Source organism: Enterocloster aldenensis (assembly GCF_003434055.1).
GTDB classification, from domain to species: Bacteria; Bacillota; Clostridia; order Lachnospirales; family Lachnospiraceae; genus Enterocloster; species Enterocloster aldenensis.
On record NZ_QVEX01000002.1, the window covers coordinates 144,735 to 169,758 of the forward strand.

Annotated in this window: 31 protein-coding genes; 1 reads left to right on the forward strand and 30 read right to left on the reverse strand. The window is 52.3% G+C overall.

Going from position 1 to position 25,024, the window contains the following annotated elements:
- Positions 1-131 precede the first annotated feature (131 nt).
- From DWX59_RS06995 to DWX59_RS07125, 28 genes are all read right to left on the reverse strand, one after another.
- Positions 132-386, reverse strand: a complete 255-nt coding sequence (locus tag DWX59_RS06995) for a hypothetical protein (protein ID WP_117557517.1) — start codon at positions 384-386, stop codon at positions 132-134.
- 118 nt (positions 387-504) lie between these two features.
- Complete coding sequence (locus tag DWX59_RS07000) at positions 505-915, reverse strand: DUF3788 family protein (RefSeq protein ID WP_117557991.1); 411 nt, start codon at positions 913-915, stop codon at positions 505-507.
- Between the two features lie 67 nt (positions 916-982).
- Entirely contained in the window at positions 983-1,384 is a 402-nt protein-coding gene (locus DWX59_RS07005) for a DUF3795 domain-containing protein (RefSeq protein ID WP_117557519.1), read from the reverse strand.
- A gap of 31 nt (positions 1,385-1,415) precedes the next feature.
- Positions 1,416-1,883, reverse strand: coding sequence for a GyrI-like domain-containing protein (locus DWX59_RS07010; protein WP_117557521.1), 468 nt, complete (start codon positions 1,881-1,883; stop codon positions 1,416-1,418).
- Between the two features lie 60 nt (positions 1,884-1,943).
- Entirely contained in the window at positions 1,944-2,084 is a 141-nt protein-coding gene (locus DWX59_RS29850; RefSeq protein ID WP_353626754.1) for a DUF6783 domain-containing protein, read from the reverse strand.
- 18 nt (positions 2,085-2,102) lie between these two features.
- Complete coding sequence (gene eutM, locus DWX59_RS07015) at positions 2,103-2,390, reverse strand: ethanolamine utilization microcompartment protein EutM (RefSeq protein ID WP_117557523.1); 288 nt, start codon at positions 2,388-2,390, stop codon at positions 2,103-2,105.
- A gap of 38 nt (positions 2,391-2,428) precedes the next feature.
- A complete protein-coding gene (locus DWX59_RS07020; protein ID WP_117557525.1) occupies positions 2,429-3,067 on the reverse strand; it encodes a phosphate propanoyltransferase in 639 nt (212 codons plus the stop codon).
- A gap of 15 nt (positions 3,068-3,082) precedes the next feature.
- On the reverse strand, positions 3,083-4,780 hold the full coding sequence (locus DWX59_RS07025) for an acetaldehyde dehydrogenase (acetylating) (RefSeq protein WP_117557527.1): 1,698 nt from the start codon (positions 4,778-4,780) through the stop codon (positions 3,083-3,085).
- A 25-nt stretch (positions 4,781-4,805) separates the two neighbouring features.
- A complete protein-coding gene (locus tag DWX59_RS29855) occupies positions 4,806-5,504 on the reverse strand; it encodes a BMC domain-containing protein (RefSeq protein WP_117557529.1) in 699 nt (232 codons plus the stop codon).
- Between the two features lie 10 nt (positions 5,505-5,514).
- A complete protein-coding gene (locus DWX59_RS07035; protein WP_117557531.1) occupies positions 5,515-6,156 on the reverse strand; it encodes a cupin domain-containing protein in 642 nt (213 codons plus the stop codon).
- 49 nt (positions 6,157-6,205) lie between these two features.
- Positions 6,206-6,481, reverse strand: a complete 276-nt coding sequence (locus DWX59_RS07040; protein ID WP_117557533.1) for a EutN/CcmL family microcompartment protein — start codon at positions 6,479-6,481, stop codon at positions 6,206-6,208.
- Entirely contained in the window at positions 6,475-6,780 is a 306-nt protein-coding gene (locus DWX59_RS07045) for a BMC domain-containing protein (RefSeq protein WP_117557535.1), read from the reverse strand. The genes DWX59_RS07040 and DWX59_RS07045 overlap by 7 nt, the downstream gene beginning before the upstream one ends.
- Positions 6,781-6,846: 66 nt before the next feature.
- Positions 6,847-7,686 (reverse strand): ethanolamine utilization protein EutJ, encoded by an 840-nt coding sequence (gene eutJ / locus DWX59_RS07050; protein WP_117557537.1) that lies wholly within the window; start codon positions 7,684-7,686, stop codon positions 6,847-6,849.
- Positions 7,668-8,357 (reverse strand): hypothetical protein, encoded by a 690-nt coding sequence (locus DWX59_RS07055; RefSeq protein ID WP_117557539.1) that lies wholly within the window; start codon positions 8,355-8,357, stop codon positions 7,668-7,670. The genes eutJ and DWX59_RS07055 overlap by 19 nt, the downstream gene beginning before the upstream one ends.
- Positions 8,354-9,496, reverse strand: a complete 1,143-nt coding sequence (locus DWX59_RS07060; protein WP_117557541.1) for a 1-propanol dehydrogenase PduQ — start codon at positions 9,494-9,496, stop codon at positions 8,354-8,356. Before DWX59_RS07060 ends, DWX59_RS07055 begins: the two co-directional genes overlap by 4 nt.
- Positions 9,497-9,537: 41 nt before the next feature.
- Positions 9,538-10,113, reverse strand: coding sequence for a EutP/PduV family microcompartment system protein (locus DWX59_RS07065; RefSeq protein WP_235844946.1), 576 nt, complete (start codon positions 10,111-10,113; stop codon positions 9,538-9,540).
- Complete coding sequence (locus DWX59_RS07070; protein ID WP_117557543.1) at positions 10,110-10,463, reverse strand: BMC domain-containing protein; 354 nt, start codon at positions 10,461-10,463, stop codon at positions 10,110-10,112. Before DWX59_RS07070 ends, DWX59_RS07065 begins: the two co-directional genes overlap by 4 nt.
- Positions 10,464-10,511: 48 nt before the next feature.
- Positions 10,512-11,465: a choline TMA-lyase-activating enzyme gene (gene cutD / locus DWX59_RS07075; RefSeq protein WP_117557996.1), complete on the reverse strand. Its 954-nt coding sequence runs from the start codon at positions 11,463-11,465 to the stop codon at positions 10,512-10,514.
- A gap of 29 nt (positions 11,466-11,494) precedes the next feature.
- Complete coding sequence (gene cutC, locus DWX59_RS07080) at positions 11,495-14,083, reverse strand: choline trimethylamine-lyase (RefSeq protein WP_117557545.1); 2,589 nt, start codon at positions 14,081-14,083, stop codon at positions 11,495-11,497.
- Positions 14,084-14,116: 33 nt separating this feature from the next.
- On the reverse strand, positions 14,117-15,571 hold the full coding sequence (locus DWX59_RS07085) for an aldehyde dehydrogenase family protein (protein ID WP_117557548.1): 1,455 nt from the start codon (positions 15,569-15,571) through the stop codon (positions 14,117-14,119).
- Between the two features lie 18 nt (positions 15,572-15,589).
- Positions 15,590-15,898 carry a BMC domain-containing protein gene (locus DWX59_RS07090; protein ID WP_117557550.1) on the reverse strand — a complete coding sequence of 103 codons (309 nt, stop codon included), beginning with the start codon at positions 15,896-15,898 and terminating at the stop codon, positions 15,590-15,592.
- 77 nt (positions 15,899-15,975) lie between these two features.
- Positions 15,976-16,272, reverse strand: a complete 297-nt coding sequence (locus DWX59_RS07095) for a BMC domain-containing protein (protein WP_117557552.1) — start codon at positions 16,270-16,272, stop codon at positions 15,976-15,978.
- Positions 16,273-16,287: 15 nt separating this feature from the next.
- Positions 16,288-16,575: a hypothetical protein gene (locus DWX59_RS07100; RefSeq protein WP_117557554.1), complete on the reverse strand. Its 288-nt coding sequence runs from the start codon at positions 16,573-16,575 to the stop codon at positions 16,288-16,290.
- Positions 16,576-16,579: 4 nt separating this feature from the next.
- Positions 16,580-17,599: a DMT family transporter gene (locus DWX59_RS07105; RefSeq protein WP_117557556.1), complete on the reverse strand. Its 1,020-nt coding sequence runs from the start codon at positions 17,597-17,599 to the stop codon at positions 16,580-16,582.
- Positions 17,600-17,621: 22 nt separating this feature from the next.
- Positions 17,622-17,912 (reverse strand): BMC domain-containing protein, encoded by a 291-nt coding sequence (locus DWX59_RS07110; protein ID WP_117557558.1) that lies wholly within the window; start codon positions 17,910-17,912, stop codon positions 17,622-17,624.
- A gap of 498 nt (positions 17,913-18,410) precedes the next feature.
- Positions 18,411-19,250 (reverse strand): MerR family transcriptional regulator, encoded by an 840-nt coding sequence (locus DWX59_RS07115; RefSeq protein WP_117557560.1) that lies wholly within the window; start codon positions 19,248-19,250, stop codon positions 18,411-18,413.
- Between the two features lie 357 nt (positions 19,251-19,607).
- Complete coding sequence (locus tag DWX59_RS07120) at positions 19,608-20,468, reverse strand: MerR family transcriptional regulator (RefSeq protein ID WP_227116564.1); 861 nt, start codon at positions 20,466-20,468, stop codon at positions 19,608-19,610.
- On the reverse strand, positions 20,437-21,183 hold the full coding sequence (locus DWX59_RS07125; RefSeq protein WP_117557562.1) for an EFR1 family ferrodoxin: 747 nt from the start codon (positions 21,181-21,183) through the stop codon (positions 20,437-20,439). The genes DWX59_RS07120 and DWX59_RS07125 overlap by 32 nt, the downstream gene beginning before the upstream one ends.
- A gap of 301 nt (positions 21,184-21,484) precedes the next feature.
- Here DWX59_RS07125 and DWX59_RS07130 point away from each other — a divergent pair, with 301 nt between their 5' ends.
- On the forward strand, positions 21,485-22,867 hold the full coding sequence (locus DWX59_RS07130; RefSeq protein ID WP_117557564.1) for an MATE family efflux transporter: 1,383 nt from the start codon (positions 21,485-21,487) through the stop codon (positions 22,865-22,867).
- Between the two features lie 15 nt (positions 22,868-22,882).
- Here the strand turns inward: DWX59_RS07130 and DWX59_RS07135 are convergent, their stop codons facing one another.
- Positions 22,883-24,151: a hypothetical protein gene (locus DWX59_RS07135; RefSeq protein WP_117557567.1), complete on the reverse strand. Its 1,269-nt coding sequence runs from the start codon at positions 24,149-24,151 to the stop codon at positions 22,883-22,885.
- 154 nt (positions 24,152-24,305) lie between these two features.
- The gene (locus tag DWX59_RS07140) at positions 24,306-24,878 is read right to left on the reverse strand and encodes a hypothetical protein (protein ID WP_235844947.1); all 573 of its coding nucleotides are present in this window, start codon (positions 24,876-24,878) and stop codon (positions 24,306-24,308) included.
- Positions 24,879-25,024: the final 146 nt, after the last annotated feature.

Genomic DNA, 25,024 nt, shown 5'->3' on the forward strand with positions numbered 1-25,024 from the left:
TCCTGCCTCCCATCACACAAAAAAACCGTATGCAGATTCAGCCTTGCATACGGTAGGTGCCCACCCGGTTCCTGTACTTGAATATCTTTGTATATGGTATCATAGCATATCCTTGCTGGAAATGCAAATAATTACCCAATATAACCAATCAGTCCTTTGGCTTTATCATATTCATGCTCATCAACAAAAATCTTAAAATCCTGCCGGTGTTCATCCTGAAGACCTGACGACGGACGGCCAAAAACCAGTAAATTCCCCAGCATCCTTCCCTTTCCCCCGCTCAGTGTATTTTCCGTATCGAATCTTATATTGTTTCTCTCCAGTATGGATTTGATATGCAAAAAGTCATCCAGGGAATTGCCGTTATACAGCTGCATTCTCTTCATCAAACATTCCCTCCTTTCAGGATTCAGGGTGCGCGGTTAACTGACACCTGTTATCACTATAGCATACAAATCCCGGCATTGTTTTAAATTCTTTTTACGCTTTTATTAGTAATTCATATCACCTGCATTTTACAGCCAGTATCCTCTGTATATCCCCATAATGGTCTTCGCAGGTGACCCGGTAATGAATCCAGCCTCCGTCACCGCAGGGATATTTGTGGTCAATGTACGCCTGGGTGTATGTCTGTACATGTCCATAGACCGAACCAAACTGCTTATCCGATAATCTGACCATGACTGTGAATGCATTGTCTTCAGCGAAAACATTGCATATGAGCTTCTTTCCAATCCTGTGGGCCATCCCCCAGCCGTATTGATTGCCATAGGGAAATGTAACCTGCTGTACGGTTCTCCAGGTTTCGGATAACCACCTGTTCAGCCGGGAAAACCGTTCCCCGTTCCCGTCACAGTACGATGTCATCTCCTCGACGGTTGGTTTTTCCTTTTTATTAAGCATCCTTTCGTACATGACCGCCTCCTTGTCCATCCTTTCCCGGTCTGGATTCCATCCTTCCCATCCTGATTGTGCATCACGGTTATTCCGGGATGCTTTCATCTGACGCGTGTCTGTTTCGCGTTTTTATAAATTCAATCAGCATTTCCACGTCCTCAAAGGCATCGTAATCCCCGTTCAGCCCTTCGCGGTGATAAACCACCCCGGCCTTCTCATTTGCTTCCAGGCAATCAAGAAGCTGTTCTTCCCCATACTGTTTGGCGAACAGACTGAACCCATACGGCTTAATCTTGGCCAGTATGCCTTTACGGCAGTCTTCACCGCATCCATAGCAGTGGCTGACTCCCTTTTCCATTGAACAGTTTCTATTCTGGCACCAGTCCTTATCCGGACATTGTCCTGAATTACAGCCTGCACAGTGTGTATTTTCTGAGCAAAGGCAGCAGGCAAGGCCGCACCTTGCAATTCCCAGTTCCCTTTTCATTTGCATCCGCTCCCCATTTTTCAGACTTAAATTATAATCTCCTTATTGGAAAAAACATATATCCCTGGCCATTTTCCTCCGGGCAGATGAAATCATGGACCGCGCCAGACAGTTCCAGCCCGTTTTCCTGCATATAGGCGATTACCTTGGTAAATATATCTTCCTCCGTACATTTCACATACAGGTATTCATAACCTGGAATCCTCCATACAGTCCAGCCCTCGGGTGCTTCCTCCCCATCCTTTGCCTCGACTCCTGCAAGATAAAGCCCTTTTGTAAAATTATCCTCCCACGGTTTAAAGGAATGGGATAAATCAGACATGGCTCCCCATATCCCGCAAATGGCTCCATTCCCATCCCTCTTGGCCAGATATTCTATCTCCTGAAAATGACTGTTGGCATCCTCCCAAAGTCTCTGGATAAAACCACTTCCATCCATTGTGGAGCCTTCTTTTCCAATCACAGAAAATGACTCCTTTACACAGCGGTTGATTTCCACTCCATGCCCTCCCATTTATATTTTTATTACCTTTAATTTTAATGTATTTTCCCCTTTTTATCAACAATATAAAAAGAATACCACTCCTGAATCAAAGCGGTATTCCCTCTTCTTACTAAGGCGTGTGTGAAAATTGCTTTCCGTCAGCTGTGCGTCCCACTTTGTGGGACGTGCAGATGGTGGGAATGAATTTTCACACACACCCTGGTATGGATTGTATTACTGTACTTCCTTCACAGCCGGAAGGATTACTTCCACCTCTGCATGGGGACGTGGGATTACATGGACAGATACCAGTTCCCCAACCCTCTGGGCCGCTGCTGCGCCTGCGTCGGTCGCTGCCTTGACAGCGCCCACATCGCCCCTTACCATTACGGTTACCAGGCCGCCGCCCACAAATTCCTTGCCAATCAGCGTTACATTGGCTGCCTTGACCATTGCGTCTGCTGCCTCGATGGAACCTACCAGTCCTTTTGTCTCAATCATTCCTAATGCATCATACTTCATTTGATTGTCCTCCTGACATTTCTGTTTTTATTATTATTTTATTGAACTATCCTTACTCTGGATGAGGAACTTAAGCCCATGGCATTGGCTTCCTCTGTGTCAACGTGGCATTCCAGTCCGGACTGGCTGGTTACGCGCACAATGGTATTTCTTAAGACGCCCCCCCGGATTCCATCTACTTCCAGGCTCACATTCTGTCCGTCATGGACCCCCAGCCTGGCCGCGTCCTCGGGAAGCATGTGGATATGGCGCTGTGCAACCATTACCCCCTCCTTTGTCTGTACCGAACCTTTTGGCCCTATGATGGTGACTCCCGGGGTACCATCCAAATCCCCTGACAGTTTGGCGGTTGGTTTTATGCCCAGCTTAAAGCTGTCCCCTGCCAGGATTTCCACCTGTGTCCTGCCGCGGACCGGGCCCAGAATACGGACTTTTTCAATGGCTCCCTTTGGCCCGCAGATGGTTACGGTTTCCTTGCAGGCATATTGTCCGGGCTGGGACAGGTCCTTCATCTTAGCCAGTTCATATCCAGGGCCGAACAGGGTTTCCAGATCCTTCTGGGATAAATGCACATGGCGGTTGGAAACACCTACCGGAATCGTATCATCGGTTCCTTCTGAAACACTTTCTTTTACAGCCTCTATCAGAAGCTTGATGACTGCCTCATACTGGTCCATGATCCTCCCCCTTTCCTATGCATCCTTCTGATTCTTCATGGTGGTTATCAGCTGACGCACAAGCGCCGCCAGTTTTTCATTTTCACAGGACGCGGCCATACCTGCAGCCGTACCTGCGGATGTGCCGGCCACACCGGAGGAAGCTGACATGTCCGCACATGTATCCGCACTGTTATTCCTGGCGTCAAATGCTGCCACAATTGCTGCCGGGCTCATATTGCCGCGGCATGGACCGCAGACAGTGGGGGCCGGTGAAACCGGGGCACTGCCGACCGAAACGCTGCCAACCGAAACGCTGCCGGCAGCCTGAACAGGCGCCGCCATTTCCGGATGGAAGGTTTTGTCGTCTTCCATCAGGGTGGTACAGTCTTTCAGCCCGTAGGCCACTTTCTTGATATTGATTAACTGCATGGGGCTTACATTTTCTGAAACAGAGCTGCCTCCGCAGGTCCCGCAGCCCAGGGTAAAGGCAATGTTAAGCCCTGTGCTGATGCCTGTGCCGCCCTGGCTTCCGCCGGTATTAACAAGGATTCTGGACGCTGGCTTGGCAGCGAACTTAAGTACCATGTCGCGGTCCTGGGTATGTAAGCTCATGGTGTGGCCAATGCCGTTCTGAAGCAGGTCAATGCTCAGACGGCAGGCCTCCTTCCAATCCTTCACCGTATAGAACCCCAGCACGGTGGTCAGCTTTTCATAGGACAGGGGATATCCCTCGCCAACGCCGTCCTGCTCGCCAATCAGCACTCTGGTGCCTTCAGGAATCGTGATGCCGGCGCCCTGGGCAATTACCTGCGGGGAGCGTCCCACGAATTTGGCGTTCATGCTGTGCCCATTCTTAAACAGCAGGCCGCATACCTTTTTAGTTTCTTCTTTTGTCATGAAATACCCGCCCTGTGCCTTTAGCTCAGCCACCACCTGGTCATGGTTGCATTCCTCGCAGATAATGGACTGTTCGGAAGCGCAGATGGTTCCATTGTCAAAGGTCTTGCTGGCCATGATGGTCTTCACCGCATGGCTTACATCCGCGGTTCTCTCAATGTAAGCAGGGGAGTTGCCGGCCCCCACCCCAATGGCAGGTTTACCCGCGCTGTATGCAGCCTTTACCATTCCCGGGCCGCCGGTAGCAATGATGACGGATACTTCCCTGCAATGCATCAGCTCATTGGTTGCACCCATGGTGGGCATGGAGATACATCCAATCACATCTTCAGGCGCCCCTGCTTCCACGGCTGCCTGGCGCATCAGCTGGGCTGCCTTTAAGGTACATTTTGCAGCGGAGGGATGGGGTGAGAATACAATGGCATTGCCCGACTTGATGGCAATCATGGACTTATATATGGTGGTCGAGGTGGGGTTGGTGGATGGGACAATGCCCATGATCAGGCCCACCGGCTCCGCCACATCCATGGTTCCCTTTACCGTATCCTCGCTGATGATCCCAATGGTCTTCATATCTTTGATATCGTTGTAAAGAAGCGTGGACGCGGCGTGGTTCTTGTAGGTCTTGTCAAGTACTTTGCCGAATCCGGTTTCCTCCACCGCCATACGGGCCAGACATGCCCCATGGGCTTCTGCGGTCCTGACCATGTTCTGTAAAATCATATCTATCTGCCCGCTGGTGTATCCGGCCATTTTTTTAGCTGCAGCTTCTCCCCTGCGGGCCAAATCCCTGGCTTCCTGTATGGAACGCAGGTCATAATCAAAATTTTCCATGTGAAAATTACCTCTCTTTACTTATTTACTGCCCTGTATGATTGAAATGTGCCTGAAATGCCGTAAGCAGCAGGGTTTTACTTGCCTTTGAAATATCGCGGCCTGCAAGTTCAAGTTCCGGATATTCCTTTGCCAGTGTTCTTAGCTCCGCTGCCTTCAGGCTGATAAGGGCTTTTACCGCTGCCTCTCCCCCTGCCTCAGCAGCCAGACGGTCAAGGGTCCGGCGGTCCGGGGGCGCGGCAAAGACTGCCTGGCTGGCTAACTGCCCGGGGCTGGCTGACTGCGCTTCCTCCGCCGTTTCTTCCGCCGCTTCTTCTGACGCTTCCTCTGCCACCCCTTCTGCCGCTTCCTCTGTCAGGGCAGATGCGGGTTCAGTCTGTTTTTCATCCCGTGCAGCCTCCGGACCGGTTCTTTCCGCCCATGCTCCGCCGTCATCCGGTCCCATGGGCGGCGTTCCTCCAATCACTGTTTCCAGTTCCTCATGAGGCCGGGCAATCACATGGCCGGACAGGAGCAATCCGCTTCCCAGCCGGTCCACCGCAGCCATCCCGGCATCCACTGCTGCTTTCACTGCTGCCACGTCTCCGGTTACAGATACGTTCATCCGTCCGCCGCCCACCTTTATCTTTCCAAGGATACCGACATCCGCTGCCTTCAGCATGGCATCTGCTGCTTCAATTGCCGCCAGCATTCCTTTTGTCTCTATTAATCCAAGGGACTGCATGTTCTACCTCCTATAACAGGTCCGCCCAGTTGGCCGGATAGGTGGCGTAAAATATCCTGGCCTTATCCGGCGACCCCCAGATTACTTTGGAACCGGACGGCACGAACAGGACATCACCGGCATGGGCCGTGTATGTCTTTCCATCAATGGTTACTGTCAGCGTGCCCTCGATGACATAATCAATTTCCTCATAGGTCAGTTCCCATTCAAAGCCAGAATGGTCAATCACAAGAAAACCGGCGCTGATATGGGATTCGTCCTTGCCTACCAATTCCTGGAAATATGCTGTGGCCTTGGGATTACCTGTATCGAATACATCCATTTTCACGGAATTGCCGCGCACTACCTTAAGTCCGTTTGGATGGCTCTGGGAATCATAAGGTTGAAAGACCCCATCCAAAAGCCCTTTATCCAGCAGCCCCTTATCCAACAGTGCCTTCAGTACCATGTAAATCTGATTGCTGTCTATGTCCTGGCTGCCCGAAGGGGCATTTCCCCCGCCGCATCCTTTTTTATATGAAAATGTCACTCCAAGGGAGTCAGCCGCATCCCTGGCCGAAGGGGTGACAATGGCATCCTCGTCAATGTAGAGTTCAGTCTTTCCTTCCTCTTTCAGGGTTTCCACGTCTTTTGCGCAAACCAGCTGTTTCATACCCTCACTTCCTCTCTGCTATTCTTACTGCTTTACTTTGGGACATTACTCAAGCCTGTTCCTGACCAAATGTACAGTCCTCGTCTATAATGCCGACCACGACAGCATCTACCGGAATCCCGTCATCCTTAAGCATCCGGCGGGCAGAGGAACCGGTGGTAATGATGACCCGGTCCCCAATGCCTGCGCTGATTGTGTCAACCACCACCAGCTGTTCCCCTGCCCGGGTCCCTCCGATTACCTGGGCCAGCATCAGCTTGCAGCCATTTAATGTCTCTGCTTTCCTGGTAGCCCATATGTTATCAATAAGCCGTGCCGTTACCATTTTTCCTTTCCCTCCGTTTCCCTTCTCCGGATTTCGTCCATGGCAGCTTCCACGGATGCCGTATCACCGAAAATGGCCAGCAGTATCATATTCTGCGGGCAGCTGCCCCGTATGTCCTCCACCGTGACCCCAACCGCCTTTTCCGCGGTGTCGGCAGCGCATATCATTTCAATCATCCTGCCCTGTACCAGGCCGATGGCGTCCGTGCGCCCTATGGGCTTCGCCGTACCCGACCCTTTCCTGCGGCACAGTATGTCAATGGTGCCCTGGGAGGGCGACTTAATAATCCGGTATTCCATAGACATTATTTCCTTTCTTTATCTGCTTTGCTGCCCCTGTTTACCCAGGTTTTCCCGAAACCTGCCCTATGCTTGTGCCGTGCAGTTCCTCGCGATTCCAAGAGGCGTTACAAACATGGGATTACCCGGTTTATAGGTTGGAATCCCGGTTTTCTTTTCAATGATTCCCTCGATTCCGGTCAGGCAGCAGGTGCCTCCTACCAGATAAATCCCATCCACCTCCCGGCCTTCAATATGGCGGCTGATAATGGATGATACCTTTTCAATCACCGGCTTTAACACCGGCAGAAGCTCCTTGTGGTTCTTCTTATCCCTCTTATAGATTTCCGCATCGGCAAAGGACATTTTATAGGCGCCCGCTATCACCAGCGAAAAATGGGTTCCGCCCGTAGGTTCATCCGCCACATACACCACTTTCCCATCCTTTAATACTGAGATTCCCGTGGTGCCGCCTCCAATATCAACCACGGCTCCGTTGCGGATATTTAAAACCGCGTTGGCCGCAGTCGGTTCATCCGGCAAAGCCGTTATTTCGAATCCGGCTCCCTGCACCACGTTTTTAATGGCTCCGGAATCCAGGGCATCTGTGCCGGGCGGAATGGCAGCAGCCGCATAAATCAGCTGGGAGCCCAGCTTTTCCTCCAGTTCTTCCTTCATCTCCCTGACAATCCGGATGGCTCCGATGTAATCCACCACCATGCCGTCCCGCACAACATCCGCATAGCGGAAGGTACCGGCCACCGGCCGCAGGTGTTCATCCAGGACCGCCAGGACCACGCAGGCGGTTCCCAGGTCAACACCGGTATAATACACGGATGAGGGTTCCCGGACAGGCTTTTTAATCACATCTTCAAAATCCCTGACCATCCGGTCGCAGGCTTTAAATGTTAAATCTTCTTTTGACATGTCTTCCCTCCAAACGCCAGGCAGATCATCTGTGACAGCCGGTTAATGATCCGGTTAACTGTTTTCTTATTATCTTCAGGCAGCATGCCTGCCAGGACACGCAGTTCGCACCGCAGACGGTGAAGGCGGACAATCTCGCGTCCCCTGGGGGATTGGGCGTGAAATCCAGTAACTTCAAAGCAGTCTTCCATCTGGCTGTCCCAGTTGTCCGGTGTGATTCCGGTACAGCTTTCACATGCCGGACCCTTGGCTGTCCCCATATCTGTCCCCGGACATGAGCCTGCATCTGCCCCTTTGTCCTGTATTGCCTGTGTAATGCCTGCCAGATGCCGTTCCAGTCCGAATATTTCCTGGGCTGTCAGCACATTGATATCCAGAAGTTCGCAGCCGGCCTGAAGGAAACTGGCCTGAACGCAGCGGATACAGGCAATGTCCGCCGGAAACCGTCCGATAGGAAACAGGGGGGACTTATCACCTATGTGTCCATCCTGAACCTGCTTATCCCTTCCCATCCAGGGTCCGGCCTGCGCGGAATCATCCATCCTGATACCATGGTCATTTAAAAACTGCCTGCCTCCCGGCGTCAGCCGCTCTCCTGCTTTTGCTTCATAGACTGAAAATGCATGTTCTTTGTAGGCAAGCCGCAGGTCATCCTCTGTTATGAACCTCATCCCAGGCCCCCTTTGCAAAGCCTTCCATATATATCTTCCAGCTCTTTTAAAGCAGGTTTCCTTGGATTGGTTGTCGTGCAGTTATCCTCCAGGGCTTTTGCGGCCATGCTTCCAACTGACTGCTGGAATTCTTCCCTGTCAATGCCCAGCTCCGTAATCAGCTCCGGTATCCCTATGCGCTTCATCCGGTTGCGTATCTGCCGTATCAGGCCGTGGACCGTGGCTTTTGGGGTTCCGGCTGAGATGCCCAGCATATTGGCAATCCGGGCATAGCGGAAAAGCGCCTCTGTCTCGCCTGCCTCCTCAAGCCCCGCATTATACGCAATCACATGCGGCAGCAGGATGGCATTGCTTCTTCCATGGGGAATATGGAAACGGGCGCCCAAAGCGTGTGCCAGGCTGTGGCAGATTCCCAGGGAAGCGCCGTTAAATGCAACTCCTGCCAGGCAGGAAGCATTGTGCATATGGGCCCTTGCATCCATATTGCCCCCGTCGGCAACAGCCTGCTCCAGGTACTCCCATACCATGCGTACCGCTTTCTCGGCACAGGCGTCCGTAAAATCCCCTGACTGTGTGGAAACATAAGCTTCCAGCCCATGGGTCAGCACATCCATTCCCGTGTCCGCTGTAATCCCGGAAGGCACTGTTGCTGTCAGCGCCGGGTCCAGGAATGCTGCGTCCGGTACCATGGAGGCATCCCTGAGCGGGTATTTGGCCTGCGCCTCAGGGTCTGAGATAACCGCAAAGGAAGTCACTTCACTTCCCGTCCCGCTTGTGGTGGGCACTGCCACCAGCTGCGGCCGCTGTTCCTGTTTCATGGCCGCGTAAAGATGGCAGACCGCCTTGGCCGTGTCTATGGCAGAACCACCTCCCAGGGCAATCACGGTATCCGGGGCAAATGCCTGCATCTCCTCAATCCCCTGTGTCACCACATCAATGGTGGGGTCTGGAACAACCTTTGAAAATACCTGGCTTACTGCCCCGTTTTCCTTCAGCAGTCCCGCTATCTCTGAAGCCTTTCCTGATTTTTCCATAAACGGGTCACATATAATATAAGCCCTCCTGATTCCCAGGCTGTTTAACTGTAAAAGGCAGGCCTCGCCCATATATATTTTTGTTTTCATAATAAACTGTTCCATGTTCTGTCCCTCCTTTCCATTATTTTTATTTCATTCATATATTACCGGTTGTCTATTCCAGCCGCGATGCGGCAGTCCATGACTTCACGGGATAGGGCTTCCAATCCGATTCCGTCCACTACGCTGGTTATCAGATAGGGTTCCCTTACCCCGGCCCTTGCAAGCTGTTTCCGGCAGTTGTCAAGCCTTCCGTCATCCGCCTGTATCAAGCTGCATTTTGTCACAACCCCCAGAACCGGCTGACGGAATACCTTTGCAAATCCCGGCGGATAAATATCCCTCTTTCCCATAAAATCCACCAGCATAAGGACGCAGAAGGCATCCTGGGCAGCGGCTATGAGGTGGTGGCGCATCCATGGACTTTCCAGATACGCGCCCGGCGCTTCCATTATATTACCCCTGTATACAAGAGCCGGGGTCCGGCGGGACCACAGGTTCCCGGCAGCCGCCCGCCAGCCCGCACTGTCCCCGGCAGTCCCCCGCCGGGCCGCACTGTTCCCGGCAGCCGCCTCCTGGGCCGTACTGTCCCAGGCAGCCGCCTCCTGGTCCAGCCACCTCCCCAGCGAACTCTTCCCGCTTCTCCCGGCACCGATTATCATGATCCGTTTTTTCCTCATGTCCTTGTAATCTCCGCCACGGTAAATCCCAGCACCCGTTCCAGCGTGTCATTCACCGCCCGCAGGGCAGTCCAAACGCTTTCCACATCCCCGGCAATCACAACCGAGCCCGTGAACCGGTCCAGAAACCCAATCTGCACATCCGATGCCTTGGCCGCAATGTCTGCCGCAATGACAGCTGTCTCAAAGGGACTCAGCGTAAGGATTCCGATGGCTCCCAGGGCATCGATGCCAAGACATTCATAGACTTCCGGCACCGGGGATGCGATTACATGGGCAATGGTCACCTGCTTGCCCGGCACGGATTCTTCAATTACCCGTTTGACATCCCTGCTTTCTGTCAGGCACATGCTCAAATCCCCTCCCTTCACGGCGTGTCCGGATATCCATTTCCCCACTCAGTGCCGCACCACGTTTACCGGGAAATCATACTCTTTTATCCATCCCCAGATCCGGTCCAGGTCCTCAGCGTCAAGGCTGGGATCGCCCTCAATGGGGTAAGGCTTATCCAGCTGATTGTATTTGTTCACGCCCATCTTGTGGTAGGGGAGCAGGTCAATCCCCTTGAAATTCCGGCTTTCCCGATAGGGAAGGAGGAACTTTATGATCTGGTCTATCTCCTCTTTGCTGTCGTTGATTCCCTTTAACATGGGCATGCGCACCTTTACGTTATATCTGCGGCGCAGAAGTTCATTTAAGTTAAAAAGGATAAGGTCGTTGCTAATCCCGGTCAGCTCATTATGCCTGACCGGGTCCATATGCTTTATGTCGTACAGGAACAGATCCACATATTCCGCTATCTGAAGCAGTTTTTCCGTTTTCAGATGTCCGCAGGTTTCGATGGCAGTGTTGATGCCCTGCTCCTTACATGCCATGAGAAGGCTTTTGGCCGCCTCGGGCTGGGACGTGCACTCGCCGCCGCCCAGGGTCACGCCGCCCCCTGATGTCTCATAAAAGGCGGAGTCCTCTTCCACCAGCTTTAACAGCTCAGAAATGGTCTTCATTTCCCCGGTTATCTCAATGGCTGACTGGGGGCAGCTGGCCTTGCATTTACGGCAGCCCGTGCAGTCAATGTCCCGACGTATCATATGTTTCCCGGTCTCTTTTGACAGTACATGGATTCCCACCGGGCAGGCATCCACACAGGCGCCGCAGTCCGTACAGGAGTTTTTCTTAAACATGACCTGTATCTTGCGCTCCATGCCCTCAGGGTTTGAGCACCATCTGCATCGCAGGGGACACCCCTTAAAGAATACGATGGTGCGGATTCCGGGTCCGTCGTACATATTGTATTTCTGCACATTGAAAATCAGGGCTTTCCGTTCAATTCCGGCCGTATTTGCTTGTTCCATTTTTCCATCTCCATTCATCCGGCCTGCTTTTATAACTGGGTCAGCATGGTCCTGCTTATAATCTCATCCTGCACATCCTTGCACAGCTCCACGAAAAAGGCGCTGTATCCGGCCACGCGCACAATCAGGTCACGGTACTGTTCCGGATGCTTCTGCGCTTCAATCAGGGTATTGTTGTCCAGGTAGTTAAACTGCATCTCGCCGTTGCCCAGCATGCAGGCCGTGCGCAGCAGGGTAATCAGGCTTTCTTCGCCCTGGGGCGTATCCAGAAGTCCTGCCATGATTTTAAAGTTATGTACCATCCCGATATTCATGCTGTCATTGGACATCTTGGACACGGACTTGATAATGGCGGTAGGCCCTTTATAGTCAGCACCCTGGGAGGGGCTGATCCCATCGCTGAGGGGCATCCATGCGTGGCGTCCGTTGGCAGAGGCACCTGTCATCTGCCCAAAGGGCGTGTTGTTGGAAATGGACAGGGTCCCATGGCTCAGGACTGAATACAGGGTCTTGTATTTCCTGTGTTCATGCTCCGTAAAGTTAACCAGGTCAGCCGCAATCAGATCCGCGTAATCATCATCGTTTCCATACTTTGGCGCATTCAGGCAGTCGGTGCGGATTTGCTCATATCCCTTAAAATCCGCTTTCAGCGCTTCATTTATCTGCTCCAGCGTGTACTTCTTATCATCAAATACCAGCTTCTTGATGGCTGCCATGGAATCCGTGTAGGTGGCCAGGCCGGACCAAACCACACCCGGTCCAAAGTTGTACATGGCTCCTCCGGCGGAAACATCCTTTGCCTTCTCCATACAGCCCTCATACATAATGGACATCAGAGGCTTTGGAGCCAGGTCGCGGTGGACACGCTGTGAAATCACAGTGGCCACATCGGTCCACTTGGTAATGAACTTGATTTCTTCCTTTACCGCTGCCTCAAATTCCTCATATGTCTTAAAACGGTCCAGGTCCCCCATGTCCGGGCATACCTGTTTGCCATACCACAGAGGTGTTCCATGGTTTAACACCAGTTCGATACAGATCGGCCACTGGGTATAGGCGGTGGACGTCCACTGGTACAGACGGCCGGATTTCTGCGGCTCCACGCAGCCCATGAGGCAGTAATCCCTTGCGTCCTCAATGGACACGCCCTTTGCCAGCATCATCTTTATGTGTGCGTCATCAAAATGGCAGGCCGGGAAGCCCATGCCGGAGCGGACCACGTCCACTATTTTCTTCAGGTATTTTTTCGGGGACTTGTTGTGGATGCGGCAGGCCAGGGACGGCTGGTAAATCTTCACATGGCGCACAGCGTCCATCAGCAGGTAGGTCAGTTCGTTGGTGGCGTCACGCCCTTCCCTGGTCACACCGCCCACGCACATGTTTACAAATGGCTGGTATCCTGCAAAGAATTTGGATCCGCCCTCGCTGGTAATCCACATCATCTCGGACATCTTGATCAGCATGCAGCCAGCCAGCTCAAATGCCTGGAAGTCATTCATGCGTCCGCTTTCAATGTCAGCCTTATAATAGGGGTACATATACTGGTCCACACGTCCGATGGACATGCCGGTCTGGTTTTCTTCCACCACCAAAAGGGACTCAATGGTCCACACTGCCTGGATGGCTTCCCAGAATGTCTCGGGTTTGTGGGCCGGGACGCGGGCATTGACCTGGGAGATTTTAAGAAGCTCTGCCTTCCGTTTTGGATCGTTCTCCTTTTCGGCCAGCTCCCCTGCGTATTCGGACATCCTTCTGGCGTAAATCATCACGCCTTCCGTGGTGTCAATGATTGATTTGTAAAAATAAATCTTCTCAATGTCATCCGGATTCTCATAATCCAGCTGCGTGAGATGGTCCCTTGCCTCCTTCTGGATGTCCAGCATTCCCTTTTTCATCAGGATGACGTCGTATCCGGGATTGGAATCGCCGCCGCCGTTAAGCGCGTGGTAGGAGCAGTCGGACACAAAGGATTCGCCGGACAACTCCCATACCCCGGCTTCCCGGTACTGGTCCTCGCAGTACTCATCCACGGATTTGCCTTTCCAGAATGGGAAAAGCTCCTCTCTCATGATTTTCTTGTCTTCATCGGAGATATAGAATGGGTCCTGTGGTCTTGTTCCGATGGTGTCAATCTCATCCTCCATCCATCTCCATGCGATATCAGGTGAAAATGCCCCTGCCCTGGGCGCGCCGCAGGGTGCGCCCACAATCAGCTCATTGTCCTGGATGACTAACGGCGCTGTCTCACAGCAGTACCGGAAGCATTTGGCCCGCAGCATGATTTTAGGCATGCCCGGGTTTTCACGGGCAATCTTTGTAATGGCCCTTGCCCTGTGGGTTGTGATGGTCGGCTTGTGGGTCAGATAGTTTTCCTTCAGCGCCTTAAGACGGGCAGTCATTCCGTCCGGTATGGCGGTTCCCTCTGAAACCACAGTGTCATATGGGCCTTTGGCCCGGACTGCCTCAGCGCCCTGTACGGACCCGGCTCCCTGCCCGCTCCCGATTTTCGTAATCTCATCAGAGACAGCCTCAAACATTTTCATCAGTGAAGCTTTCTCCTCCGGAGACATGCTCTTTGTGGCTTCCGCCAATTTATTTGAAAATTCACGAATATCCAATATATTCCCCTCGCTTTCCGCTTATTTATAGGTTCAATCCTCCAGCTGCCGCAGGATGGTCTTTAACAGCCCTGTCACATCCAATGCAGCCTCCGTCCTTCCTGTGCCGCTTTCGTCAAATCCCTCCAGTTCCGATACCTCCCTCACTCCCCAGGCAGCATTCCTCATATAGACCAGGTTCATGGGCGATACGTTGTCGGATGTAATCCCAAGTCCTGCGGACAGGCCGCCAAGAATCATGGACGGAAACAGGTTTGTGGTGGCGCCCATGGCGCCAAAGGCTGCCGGTGTATTAATCAGGATCCTTCCCACCGGCTTCTTAAGCATGAACTGGCGTATGACATCCTGGTCCTCTGAATGGATTACCAGTGTGTGCCCGCAGCTTTCATTGACCAGCAGTTCCATACACTTTTCACAGGCGTACATCCAGTCATTTTCAATATAAAATACCAGTACCGGGCATAACAGCGCGCCTGCGTACGGATTAAAATCAGTAATGTATTTTTGCTGGGACACCAATACCTTTATGTCCTCCGGCACCTGGAACCCGGCCCGCTTTGCCAGCCAGACAGCCGGTTTTCCCATGTATTCCGCTTCCCTGCCGCCCTTTGGTCCCAGCAGGTCCATGAGGAGCGCTTCCTCTTCCTCATTCATGAAATAGGCGCCCTGGCTGATCATCTCCTGTCTGGCCTGGGCCGCAATCTGCTGGTCGGCTACCACGTACTGTTCCGCTGCCGCCGAGGTTCCGCAGTCAAATGAACGGCTTGCGATGATCTGCCCCACGGCCCGTTTCACATCCGCGGTCCGTTCAATGAACACAGGACTGGGGCCTATCCCGCCGCAGATAAGCGGCTTCCCGCTGTCCCGGGACGCCTTGAGGAGTCCGGGGGCTCCGGTATGAATCACCAGGGAGGTCAGGGGATGGCCCACAAGGGCCATGGTCCCTTCCTTGCTCACCGTGCCCAGACAGGAGACAGCCCCCTGGGGCAGCCCTGCTGACTCTGCAGCCATTGCCAGCAGCTTCACGGTTTTCCGTACCGTCCGTTCCGCCCTTGGGTGGGGCGCGAATACTACTGCGTTGCCGGATTTGATGCTGATTGCTGCCAGGAACAAGGTGGTGGATACCGGGCTTGTGGCCGGGATCAGGGCTGCGATGATTCCCAGGGGAACGCCGATTTTGGCGGTCTTCCTGTGAGGATTTTCCTCCACCACCCCCACGCACCGCATTCCTTCCAGGGTATCTGACATCTGGTTCCACACCAGACAGTTCTTCCTGTATTTATCCTGCCAGTTTCCGTATCCTGTTTCCTCTGCCGATTCCGCTGCCAGTTCCTTCAGGCAACCTTTGACAGCTTCCAGCATGGCCTTAAGGCAGCTGTCCAGCTTTTCCTGGGTGTACAGGGCCAGGGCTTTCTTCGCCTCCCCGGCATGTTCCATAAGGATTCTGGCTTCCTGTACGGAAAGCAGGTCCTTGTCAACAAATTTCATATAAATGCCTCCATTCCATTACCCCTGAGGCAGAAGTCCCTCCAGTGAGTAGCGGGTTATGATTTTCTCCAGATGCGGATGGGGTCTTGGAATTACAACAGAGCTGTAAACCTGGGCCCCCATGGCTTCCACTGCCTTTACTCCTGCCTGGACAGCGGTCCTGCACGCTCCCACATCCCCCTGCACCAGGACGGATATGTACCCCGATGCCACGTTCTCGTAGCCGATCAGCTCCACGTCCGCTGCCTTTACCATGGCGTCTGCTGCCTCCAGGACAAATACCAGGCCAAATGTCTCTATCAGTCCAATGGCTTCATATCTTTCCATATGTTTGATTCCTCCCTGCTTGTTATAGGCGTCCTGCCGTGTGAGACACCTGCGCCCTTTCAGGCGTCCATGCCCTTTTAGGCGTCAATATCATGAACCGACACAATATCCCCCACCTCACGGATTGGCCTTGGCATTACGTTTTTGGCAGTCAGCTTCCCAATGGCCGCCGCTGCCGCCGCGCCTGCTTCCACAGAGGAACGGACCGCGGCCACATCCCCCTTTACCATGACCGTGACAAGGGTGGAGCCCACATTTTCATAGGAAATCAGTTCCACATCCGCTGCCTTTAACATCTTGTCGGCTGCTTCCAGCGCAGGGACCAGACCCACTGTTTCCACCAGCCCAAGGGCTTCTTCACCGTAATATCTCATATGCAGTACCTCCTATCAGCCGCACTGGCGGTATTTCTTCGGTACGTATTTTTCAACCGTTGCTTTACCGTCCCTGTTGATGACATAGCGCAGGGAAAGTTCGCCTGCTTCATCCAGGCTGTAGCTTTCCAGGTCCAGCAGCCCGTTGGCCTCCAGGGACATCACATGGTCCAGGTAACGTGCTTTTGTAAACTGGCGCTCACCGCCGTACTGAGGCTTTAACGCCTCCATGATTTCTTTGATATCCGCGCTCTTTACGCCGTATAAGTAATTTAACACCGCTGTCCTTGCAGGTAATAACATTTTCCTATTCTCCCTTCTTAAGCAGATCCAGTGGGTTCATGGTCACAAGGATTGCCCCGAATACGATTACAATGGAACCAATCACAATGGTGGATGTAAGCTGCTGCCCCAGGAACATGACGCAGAACAGAACGCCCCAGAAAGCATAGGTCACATTTAAGGACATGCCGATTGCACAGCCCACGGTGGAATTGCTCTTATACCAGCATACAAAGGATACGGCCGCGCTTAAGCCGGAAAGCGCCAGCCAGATTAACGGGAGTCCGGCCCCAAAGGTTCCTCCCAGAAGCGCCATGCCGCCAACCAGGGGGACAATCACTGCCAGGTCCACAATGCCGGAAATCAGTTCCCTCAGGTTCACCGCCACATCCGTGTCAATCATCGCTCCGCCGTAGCTGGAAAGCATTCCTTCCAGTCCCCAGCTGATTGCTGCAATCAGGGCGCAGATAATGCCTAAGGTAAAGTTCGGGCTGCCCTCAGGCTTTACCCAGTTAATGACAATGGCACCCGCCACACAGATTACCATGCCCGCCACCACACGTCTGGTCGGCTTCTGCTTTAAGAAAATCCATGCAAAAATCGCGCCGAACAGGCTGCAGGTTGCGGATATGGGAATGGCGTAGGCTCCGGCCATGGCCAGGCCGACCAGATAAGCGCCATTGGCAATGGGGCCGCCAAGGAGGGAACCCAGCACAATCATCTTGCCCGGGAATGTATGTAAACTCCGTCCAAGCTCGCCAAGCCTTCCGCATCTTGCATTGTATATGGTCAGCCAGATGCCTGCGAACAGGTCGTTGAGTCCTGAGCAGACATAGGGGGCTGCCAGCACGCCGGCCGCGCTCATAAGAGGCTCGTAATATCCCGCCACCAGTACCAGGGTGGTGTAAATCCCATAGGTCAGGCCGGATAACAGACCGGTTGTTATTCCTGTCACACGGAATTTCTTGTTTACCTGTTTCATTTTGTCATCAGCTGTCATGGGGGCTGCCGCCCCGTAATTTACTGCTGCACCTTCTCCGTTCATAGATGGAATCTCCTTTTAGTCTCTATTCTGCTGTCCTGCCTGTTCCTGGAAGTATGGTCTCCACTTCACTGTGGGGACGCGGGATCACATGGACGCTTACCAGCTCGCCTACCCTGCCCGCTGCCGCGGCCCCTGCGTCCGTGGCAGCCTTCACAGCGCCCACGTCGCCTCTTACCATAACGGTCACCAGGCCTCCGCCAATCATTTCCTTGCCCAGCAGTGTAACGTTTGCAGCTTTTACCATTGCATCGGCTGCCTCAATGGAACCAACCAGTCCTTTTGTCTCAATCATTCCCAATGCATCATATTTCATATCTCATTACTCCTTTTCTTCCGCCCGGCTGCACAGTGTCAATGTGCACAAAAGCAGGATGTGTCATTTTGTTTTAATGGTTTTGTGTTCGGCCTTCACAAATTAGAAAACATTTTGAATCAGCAATATTACCAACTTTTAAAATGTGCACCATGTTTTTCTATGCACTTAGTATAGACCATGCCCTATGGTGGAATGTCAACTGTTTTTTGAGATTTTTTTAACCATCAGGAAAAATAAGGGCCGGAAAATAATTGGTCAATACTGGAAACCCTTGTAATATATGGATTTTCCGGCAACCATATCCAGAACCCCCGGGCAAAAAAGAAGCAGGCACCAAAGTACCTGCATGTCAAAAAACGACTCTCTTATCCTTTATTCTTTTGCCGGAAGGAAAGTAAAACGACATTCCCCCTCCTTCTGTCCATTACAAAACTTTCCCTTAGGGGGAAGCTTTGGGCTGGCCTTGGCACGACTTAGGGACGGCTTAGGGACAGCTTAGGCATGCCCGTCCATGACCGGCACTATCACCTCGGTCACAAATTCCTCCGGGTTCCTGGTTGTCCAGTAGTCCACCACGTACCGCTCATAAGACTCAGGTCCGCATTTATATCCCCGGTCCGCGGCCCAGCCGCGTATCTTCTCATAAGACTCCCCAATCCGTTCCAATGCCCCCAGATGATATACCGTCACCGCCATGATACCGCCGAACACGGTCTTGTTGGTGCCTGCCATACAGGGCCGGATCGGTCTCTGCATGATCCTGGCCTGGGTGCAGTTCCCTTCCATCTTATCGGTCCAGCGGGGGAACCTTAAGATTACCTCCCCGGCAATCTCATTGTTCACGCTCTCCAGATAGTTCACCCAGTCAATATTGATGATGGATTCCATGTAGCGATAGGAAAACTCCTGGTCCATATAGCAGTAGTCAGCCGTATTTATGTATTTAATCCCCACTTCCTGCACCTTGCTCCTGGACACCAGCTGCGCCTCCTGGATCAGCTCGTACCAGTCCTTTACCGCTATATAGCTGTTGTGGATTTCCTGCTCCTGGATCCTCAGTTCATCAATCTTGCTGATGAAATTCTGCTTTACAAAATAATAAGTGTTCCCCTCCACCAGGTCCTGCATTTCCTCCAGCTTAAACCCCATCTGCTTGTAATACTTCACAATCGGTACCGTCAGCAGGGTCTCCCTGCTATAATACCGGTACCCGTTCTCCTTGCAGATCACATCCGGCGTGATGATGCCGATCTGGTCATAGAAACGAAGCGCTTTTTTTGAAATGTTGCATATCCTGCTGACTTCCCCGATTGAATATAATTTTTCCTTCTGCATGATCCCCGATGCTACCCCCTGTCATTTTTTAGGAACCAGCCTTCCCTGGGGTTCCCGTCATTTAACATGTATATACATATTAGTATAAACCTTCCCGTTATGTGGAATGTCAATAACCATTCATGGCGTTCGATATTTCCATAATTCTGGCAGAAATGAACACCCCAAGGCGTGTTTGGACATTGTCTTACGTCAGATGGGCATCCCGTTTTGTGGGAGACCAGGCCCGGATAAAGGGCGCATAGCGTGCCATGCAGCTTAAATCCTGGCCAGATATACCGCAAAGCGGGACGTACAGACAGCGACGATCCATCCCTGTTATCTGCCATATCCCCATTCCCCTATAGTGGAAGGTTTTCATCCGGGCGGCGGGGTAACCATTACAATGATTTCCGTCACAAATTCTTTGGGGCTCCTGGTGGTCCAGTAATCAACCACATACCGCTCGCAGCACTCTTTGGCACAGGCATAGCCCTTAAGCCCTGCCCATCCAAGAATCCGCTCATAGGCCTGTCCAATCCCGTCATAATCCCCCACATGGTAGGTACAGGCGGCCATCTGCCCGCCGTACAGGATCTGGGACGGATCCTCCTGGTCCGGCCAGACCGCCTGCTGCATGATCCTTGCCCTGGCACAGGTCCCGGCCATCTTATCTGCCATGGACGGGAACTGGAGGATGACCGGTCCTGTAATCCTCTGCCCGGCCTGTTCCAGATAGTTGGTCCAGCTGATATTGATGACGGACTCCATGTACTGGTAATCAAACTCCTGGTCCATATAATAGTAAGAAGCCGGGTTGATATAACGCAGGGTCACATCCTGGATATTGTGGCGGATTACCAGCTCCGCCTCCTTGACCAATTCATACCAGTCCCTGACAGCCGCGTACCGGCCCTGGATTTCCCGCTCCATGTCCTTAAGCCCGCTGATCTTGCTGTGGAAATTCTGCTGCAGGAACTGGTACGTATTCCCGCCCAGCAGCTCCTGCATTTCCTCCAGCTTAAACCCCATCTGCTTGTAGTATTTCATCACAGGGACCAGCAGCAATGTCTCCCTGCTGTAATAGCGGTAGCCATTCTCCTCACTGATATGGTCCGGGGAAATGATCCCTATTTTATCATAGTAGCGCAGGGCCTTGGCGGAAATGCCGCAGATCCGGCCCACCTCTCCTATGGTATACAGCTCTTTATCCTTCAAGATAATACCGTTCCTTTCCATGGGTCTTCTTCCTGTACTCCACTGCCTTTGCCGGACAGCCGCATATGCAGGCCATGCACTGGGTGCATTCATTGCCCCAGACCGGCTGCTTTCCCTCCATCCGGATATTGTTAAGCGGGCAGAGGGCCGCGCATTTCCCGCATCCGATGCAGGCAGATGTGGTGTGGTACCCCTTGGCCGTTACGAACAGGGGATAGAACAGGTCATTGACCATACCGCTTTTAAGGACATTGGCCAAGGTGGATTCCTGCTCCGGGAATTCCTTTTTGCCGCCTATCAGGGAGCATGCATGCTGGATCGGCTCCTTTGCACGGCGGATTATCTCCCGTGCCTCCTCCTTGCAGGGCGCCTGGTACATGGTGATATAGTTCTCCGGCATCCGTATCCCCATAAGCCCATGGTACGCAAGTCCTTTTTTTGCACAAAGCTTCTTTGCATACTTCCCGGCCAGCCCCACGTCCCCGCCGCAGGTCAGCACAAAATAAACATCTGCATTGCCTTCAAAGGCGGTTTCCAGGATAAATCCTTCCACCACCCTTGGGAGCCGCCATGCATAAACCGGGCTGACCACCACAAAAGGCGTTTGGGAGCGCAGCGCCTCACGGTTTTTGTTCTTAAGCCGTTCATTGACGGACACGACTTCATCCCCCAGTTCTTCTCCCATCCTTTTTGCCACATACCGGCTGTTGCCGGTCCCGCTGAAATACAGTATCATTTTTTTTCATCTCCAGTCATTATTGATGCGTTTCAGTGCCTGCCTAAGCTTCCATATCAGCTGTTTCCTCCCACTGAACATATGGAATCCGTTTTATTTAAATTATACAGGAACAATGGAATGAATGCAAACTTGACAGCCAACGGATTTTCATGCTATACTGGCATTACAAAAATTCAGTGTGGATTTTTCTAGTTTTGACTCTTTTCGCCACACAATTGCCTAAATGGCAATTGTGTGGCTTTTTGTTTCCCATATCCGGAAATGATACCGCTGAATAATTGATGGAGGTAATAGCAGAATGAACGATACATTTATGAAAGAAAAGCCAATCCTGCCCCTATTGACATCCATGGCATTTCCCATGGTCATATCCATGCTGGTGGGTTCCCTGTATAATATTGTTGACAGCTTTTTTGTTGCGCAGATCAGCGAAAAAGCAATGACCGCATTGTCCCTTGTTTTTCCGGTTCAGAATTTCATTAACGCCGTGTCCATCGGATACGGCATTGGGATCAATGCATTGATTGCATTCAGCCTGGGAGCCGGTAATAAAAGCAAAGCCAGCCTCACAGCCACCCAGGGGCTGCTCTTCTCAGCCATACACGGAATCCTCATAATGGCCGTGTGTATTCCTGTAATGCCTGCATTCCTGCGGCTGTTTACATCGGATGATACCGTCATTGCCCTGGGGGTGCGTTACTCCGCCATTGCCTTCCTGTTTTCACCAATCATCATGGTCGGGCTTTCCTTTGAAAAGATTTTCCAGTCCGTGGGCAGGATGAAGATTGCCATGATAAGTATGCTGTGCGGGTGTATCTCCAATATCATCTTAGACCCGCTGCTGATTTTCGGAATTGGTTTTTTCCCTGAAATGGGGATCTCAGGCGCGGCCATTGCCACCGGCATCGGCCAGGTCATCACATTAGGGATTTACCTGATCATGTACGTGGTACACCCCATTCCCGTGCATTTCAGCCGAAAGTATCTGGCTTTTAACAAATCAGTGGATATCCAGCTTTATGCCATCGGGATACCTGCCATGCTGAACCTGGCCCTTCCCTCGCTTTTAATTTCATTCCTCAATGCAATCCTGTCCATGTATTCACAAAGTTATGTTGTCATTTTAGGGATTTATTATAAATTACAGACGTTCCTTTATCTCCCTGCCAATGGGATTGTCCAGGGAATGCGCCCCCTTATCGGTTATAATTTTGGCGCTGGGGAACACGGAAGGGTTAAGAAAATATACAATATGACACTGTGTATGAGCGGTATCATAATGCTTTTGGGAACCGTGGCATGCCTGACATCGGCCGGGCAGCTGATTGGACTGTTCACGGATAACCCGGAAACAATCCTGGCAGGACAGACAGCCCTGCGCATCATCAGCGCCGGTTTTATTGTATCCGCTGTTTCGGTCACATCCTCGGGCGCATTGGAGGGGCTTGGGAAGGGAACCCGGTCCCTCATCATCTCGCTGTTCCGGTACCTGTTCATCATTATCCCGGCAGCGGCCTTCTTATGCCGGGCCATGGGGCCTGTGGGGGTCTGGAATGCGTTCTGGATAACGGAATTCATCACAGCTGTCATAGCTGTCATTGTGTACCGCAAGTCAGTGGATGCGGCAGGCAGCGGACTTACCGGCCGCCAAGGCAAACGCAAAGCCGTTGTTCCGCAGTGATTGCGGAGGTTACCGTCACACCCCCGCTGCCGATATGGCCTGTATCACTTCTTCCCTGGAAAGCCACTGGTTCCACGTATATCCGCCCTTGGCCCTGGATGTATCATAGACTGCATTCAGGGCCTTGTTGTATTCCTCCCTGGCCATCACCGCGCCGTTCCATTGGTACTGGTAAACCGGCTCCTGGTTCTCATCATACCGCACCGCCGAGTTATCTTCCGCCCCATAATATCCGGCTGCGGCCTGAACCAGGCGTCCATTTTCCAGACGGTATACCACATCATAATAGTGGTCCATATTGCCGTCCGAATTGCACAGCAGGTTTTCCCTTTCAATATAGGAAAATCCAAGCCGGCTCAGCTGGGATTCCTGGACTTTCCCTTCCGCGTAGCTGGCAATGCTGCAGCCAACCGCCTGGCTGTTCCCGATTTTCACCAGTTCCGGGATATCATCATTGTCAATATATATCAGATTGTATCCCTGCCACTGTTCCCCGTCCAGCTGCATGATATAATCTATGTAGGCCTGTTTCCATTCAGGCCCCTTACTGACGGTGTTCCCTCTTCCCACGCCTAAAAATCCCAGGATTGACTTAACCGTCTTTTCTGCAACCGCCGAGTTTGCCGCATCGGAAAGATCCTTCTCAAGGACAAAGGAACCGTCTGCGCTGCCGCGGTATATCCTTGCCTCTGAGTAACCCGTCCCCGCCTCAGGGCCGGATGCCGGCGAATAGATGCAGATGCTGATGATATCGCTGTAACCGTCGCTGTTATAGTCTGGAAATGATACGGCTTCCACCTGATTGAATATCTCATTGGAACGGATATTGTCCCCGTATACTCCCTCCAGGGTATCGATGACCTGCCCGTCCTTCTCCAGCCTGAACACCACATCCCCCAAAGGATTTTTGGCTGGATCAGGTCCGTAGGAAGCAAAGGTCACATCTCCCAGCGGAATCAGGCTGACCTGGAATGTCTGGTCCTTTATCAGCCCGGCCCGCGCCCCGCTGTCCTGACCCGGGACGCCATCCGCCCCACTACCCTGTACTTCGCTGTTCCCTGTCCCATTCTGGGGACTGCTGTCATTCGTTCCTATCTGCCCCTTGCTGTCTTCTTCCCCGTTCCCCGGCTTCCCGTCTATCCAGATTTCACTGCCTTCCTCGGTCCGTCCGGTCCCTGACTCCTCTGTTTCCTTTGCCTTGCCGCCAGGACCGCAGGCGGTCAAGGCCGCGCAAAGGGTCATAAGGCATAGGGCTGCCGTGCATTTTCTTACGCTGTTTTTCATGTTCTTTTCCTCTCAATGTCCATTATTATAAGTCTTTACTCCGTAAAACACAATTGTGGCAGGTATTTCCCCACATAAAAAGAGCTGGTACTGCATTGCGTAAATAACTGTAATACAGCACCAGTTGCCTACGCAATGCAGTACTGGCTCATCATTACGATTCCAGCTTGGCATAACCCACGCAGGAGGTTTCCCGCCCTTTCAGGGCCGCCTGCCTGGCAATCCTGCAGGTCAGCCGCTCAGCCATGGCCGCCGATGTCAGTGTCACATATATCTCCAGTGCGCTGCTTATGATCCCGGCTGCCGCCAGAAGCAGCACGGACCCGCCCACAATGGCCAGCCAGCCATATAGGTACCTCCGGTAAACATGAGGATATATCTGATACTGGGACCATATGACCAACAGCAGGAATAAAAGCACCAGTAATGCGGATAAGAATGCAAATATGATATGTAACACTGATTTTAGCGGAAGTTCCTCAGGAAGATACGGCGTCGTGATGGCAAAGAACAGCAGTGCCAGGGCCGCCGGGACCATCCTCCCACAGACAGGATTCAGGGTAAGCCTGGATTTGACCTTTCTGTGGATTATATAGAAAAAGCTGCCCACCAGCACGCCCCACAGGAAAAAAGACCGCTTTTTGTCAAAAAAGTTGCCAATCACAGAAAAATTGGTGGTGAACCAGTTGTATCCTCTTGTAAATAAAACCGTATATACGGGAATCAAAAAATATGCCCAGAATTTCATCCATTGCCCAGTCCGTTTCTTTTGTTTTCTACAGTATAGCAGACAGTTGGAAATTTATATTTAAGAAAAAATGATTTCTTTCTGAACAATTGATAAAATATTATTACGTCCCTCCCCTATTCCGT

Excerpts from the sequence above, each read along its gene's own strand:
- DWX59_RS07085 (WP_117557548.1), bottom strand. The coding sequence starts at position 15,571 with ATGAAATTTGTTGACAAGGACCTGCTTTCCGTACAGGAAGCCAGAATC.
- DWX59_RS07045 (WP_117557535.1), bottom strand. The coding sequence starts at position 6,780 with ATGGAATACCGGATTATTAAGTCGCCCTCCCAGGGCACCATTGACATA.
- DWX59_RS07110 (WP_117557558.1), bottom strand. The coding sequence starts at position 17,912 with ATGAAATATGATGCATTGGGAATGATTGAGACAAAAGGACTGGTTGGT.
- DWX59_RS07115 (WP_117557560.1), bottom strand. The coding sequence starts at position 19,250 with ATGCAGAAGGAAAAATTATATTCAATCGGGGAAGTCAGCAGGATATGC.
- DWX59_RS07000 (WP_117557991.1), bottom strand. The coding sequence starts at position 915 with ATGTACGAAAGGATGCTTAATAAAAAGGAAAAACCAACCGTCGAGGAG.
- DWX59_RS07005 (WP_117557519.1), bottom strand. The coding sequence starts at position 1,384 with ATGAAAAGGGAACTGGGAATTGCAAGGTGCGGCCTTGCCTGCTGCCTT.
- DWX59_RS07025 (WP_117557527.1), bottom strand. The coding sequence starts at position 4,780 with ATGGAAAATTTTGATTATGACCTGCGTTCCATACAGGAAGCCAGGGAT.
- DWX59_RS07100 (WP_117557554.1), bottom strand. The coding sequence starts at position 16,575 with ATGTTATTACCTGCAAGGACAGCGGTGTTAAATTACTTATACGGCGTA.
- DWX59_RS07135 (WP_117557567.1), bottom strand. The coding sequence starts at position 24,151 with ATGAAAAACAGCGTAAGAAAATGCACGGCAGCCCTATGCCTTATGACC.
- DWX59_RS07055 (WP_117557539.1), bottom strand. The coding sequence starts at position 8,357 with ATGAGGTTCATAACAGAGGATGACCTGCGGCTTGCCTACAAAGAACAT.
- DWX59_RS07070 (WP_117557543.1), bottom strand. The coding sequence starts at position 10,463 with ATGTGCCTGACAGAAAGCAGGGATGTCAAACGGGTAATTGAAGAATCC.
- DWX59_RS07060 (WP_117557541.1), bottom strand. The coding sequence starts at position 9,496 with ATGGAACAGTTTATTATGAAAACAAAAATATATATGGGCGAGGCCTGC.
- DWX59_RS29855 (WP_117557529.1), bottom strand. The coding sequence starts at position 5,504 with ATGCAGTCCCTTGGATTAATAGAGACAAAAGGAATGCTGGCGGCAATT.
- DWX59_RS07105 (WP_117557556.1), bottom strand. The coding sequence starts at position 17,599 with ATGAACGGAGAAGGTGCAGCAGTAAATTACGGGGCGGCAGCCCCCATG.
- eutJ (WP_117557537.1), bottom strand. The coding sequence starts at position 7,686 with ATGTCAAAAGAAGATTTAACATTTAAAGCCTGCGACCGGATGGTCAGG.
- DWX59_RS07125 (WP_117557562.1), bottom strand. The coding sequence starts at position 21,183 with ATGATACTGTATTTCAGCGGGACCGGCAACAGCCGGTATGTGGCAAAA.
- DWX59_RS07090 (WP_117557550.1), bottom strand. The coding sequence starts at position 15,898 with ATGGAAAGATATGAAGCCATTGGACTGATAGAGACATTTGGCCTGGTA.
- cutD (WP_117557996.1), bottom strand. The coding sequence starts at position 11,465 with ATGGAACAAGCAAATACGGCCGGAATTGAACGGAAAGCCCTGATTTTC.
- DWX59_RS07095 (WP_117557552.1), bottom strand. The coding sequence starts at position 16,272 with ATGAGATATTACGGTGAAGAAGCCCTTGGGCTGGTGGAAACAGTGGGT.
- eutM (WP_117557523.1), bottom strand. The coding sequence starts at position 2,390 with ATGAAGTATGATGCATTAGGAATGATTGAGACAAAAGGACTGGTAGGT.
- DWX59_RS07040 (WP_117557533.1), bottom strand. The coding sequence starts at position 6,481 with ATGGTAACGGCACGGCTTATTGATAACATATGGGCTACCAGGAAAGCA.
- DWX59_RS07120 (WP_227116564.1), bottom strand. The coding sequence starts at position 20,468 with ATGGAAAGGAACGGTATTATCTTGAAGGATAAAGAGCTGTATACCATA.
- DWX59_RS07065 (WP_235844946.1), bottom strand. The coding sequence starts at position 10,113 with ATGAGGAAAAAACGGATCATGATAATCGGTGCCGGGAGAAGCGGGAAG.
- DWX59_RS07130 (WP_117557564.1), top strand. The coding sequence starts at position 21,485 with ATGAACGATACATTTATGAAAGAAAAGCCAATCCTGCCCCTATTGACA.
- DWX59_RS07020 (WP_117557525.1), bottom strand. The coding sequence starts at position 3,067 with ATGGACCAGTATGAGGCAGTCATCAAGCTTCTGATAGAGGCTGTAAAA.
- DWX59_RS06995 (WP_117557517.1), bottom strand. The coding sequence starts at position 386 with ATGAAGAGAATGCAGCTGTATAACGGCAATTCCCTGGATGACTTTTTG.
- DWX59_RS07035 (WP_117557531.1), bottom strand. The coding sequence starts at position 6,156 with ATGAAACAGCTGGTTTGCGCAAAAGACGTGGAAACCCTGAAAGAGGAA.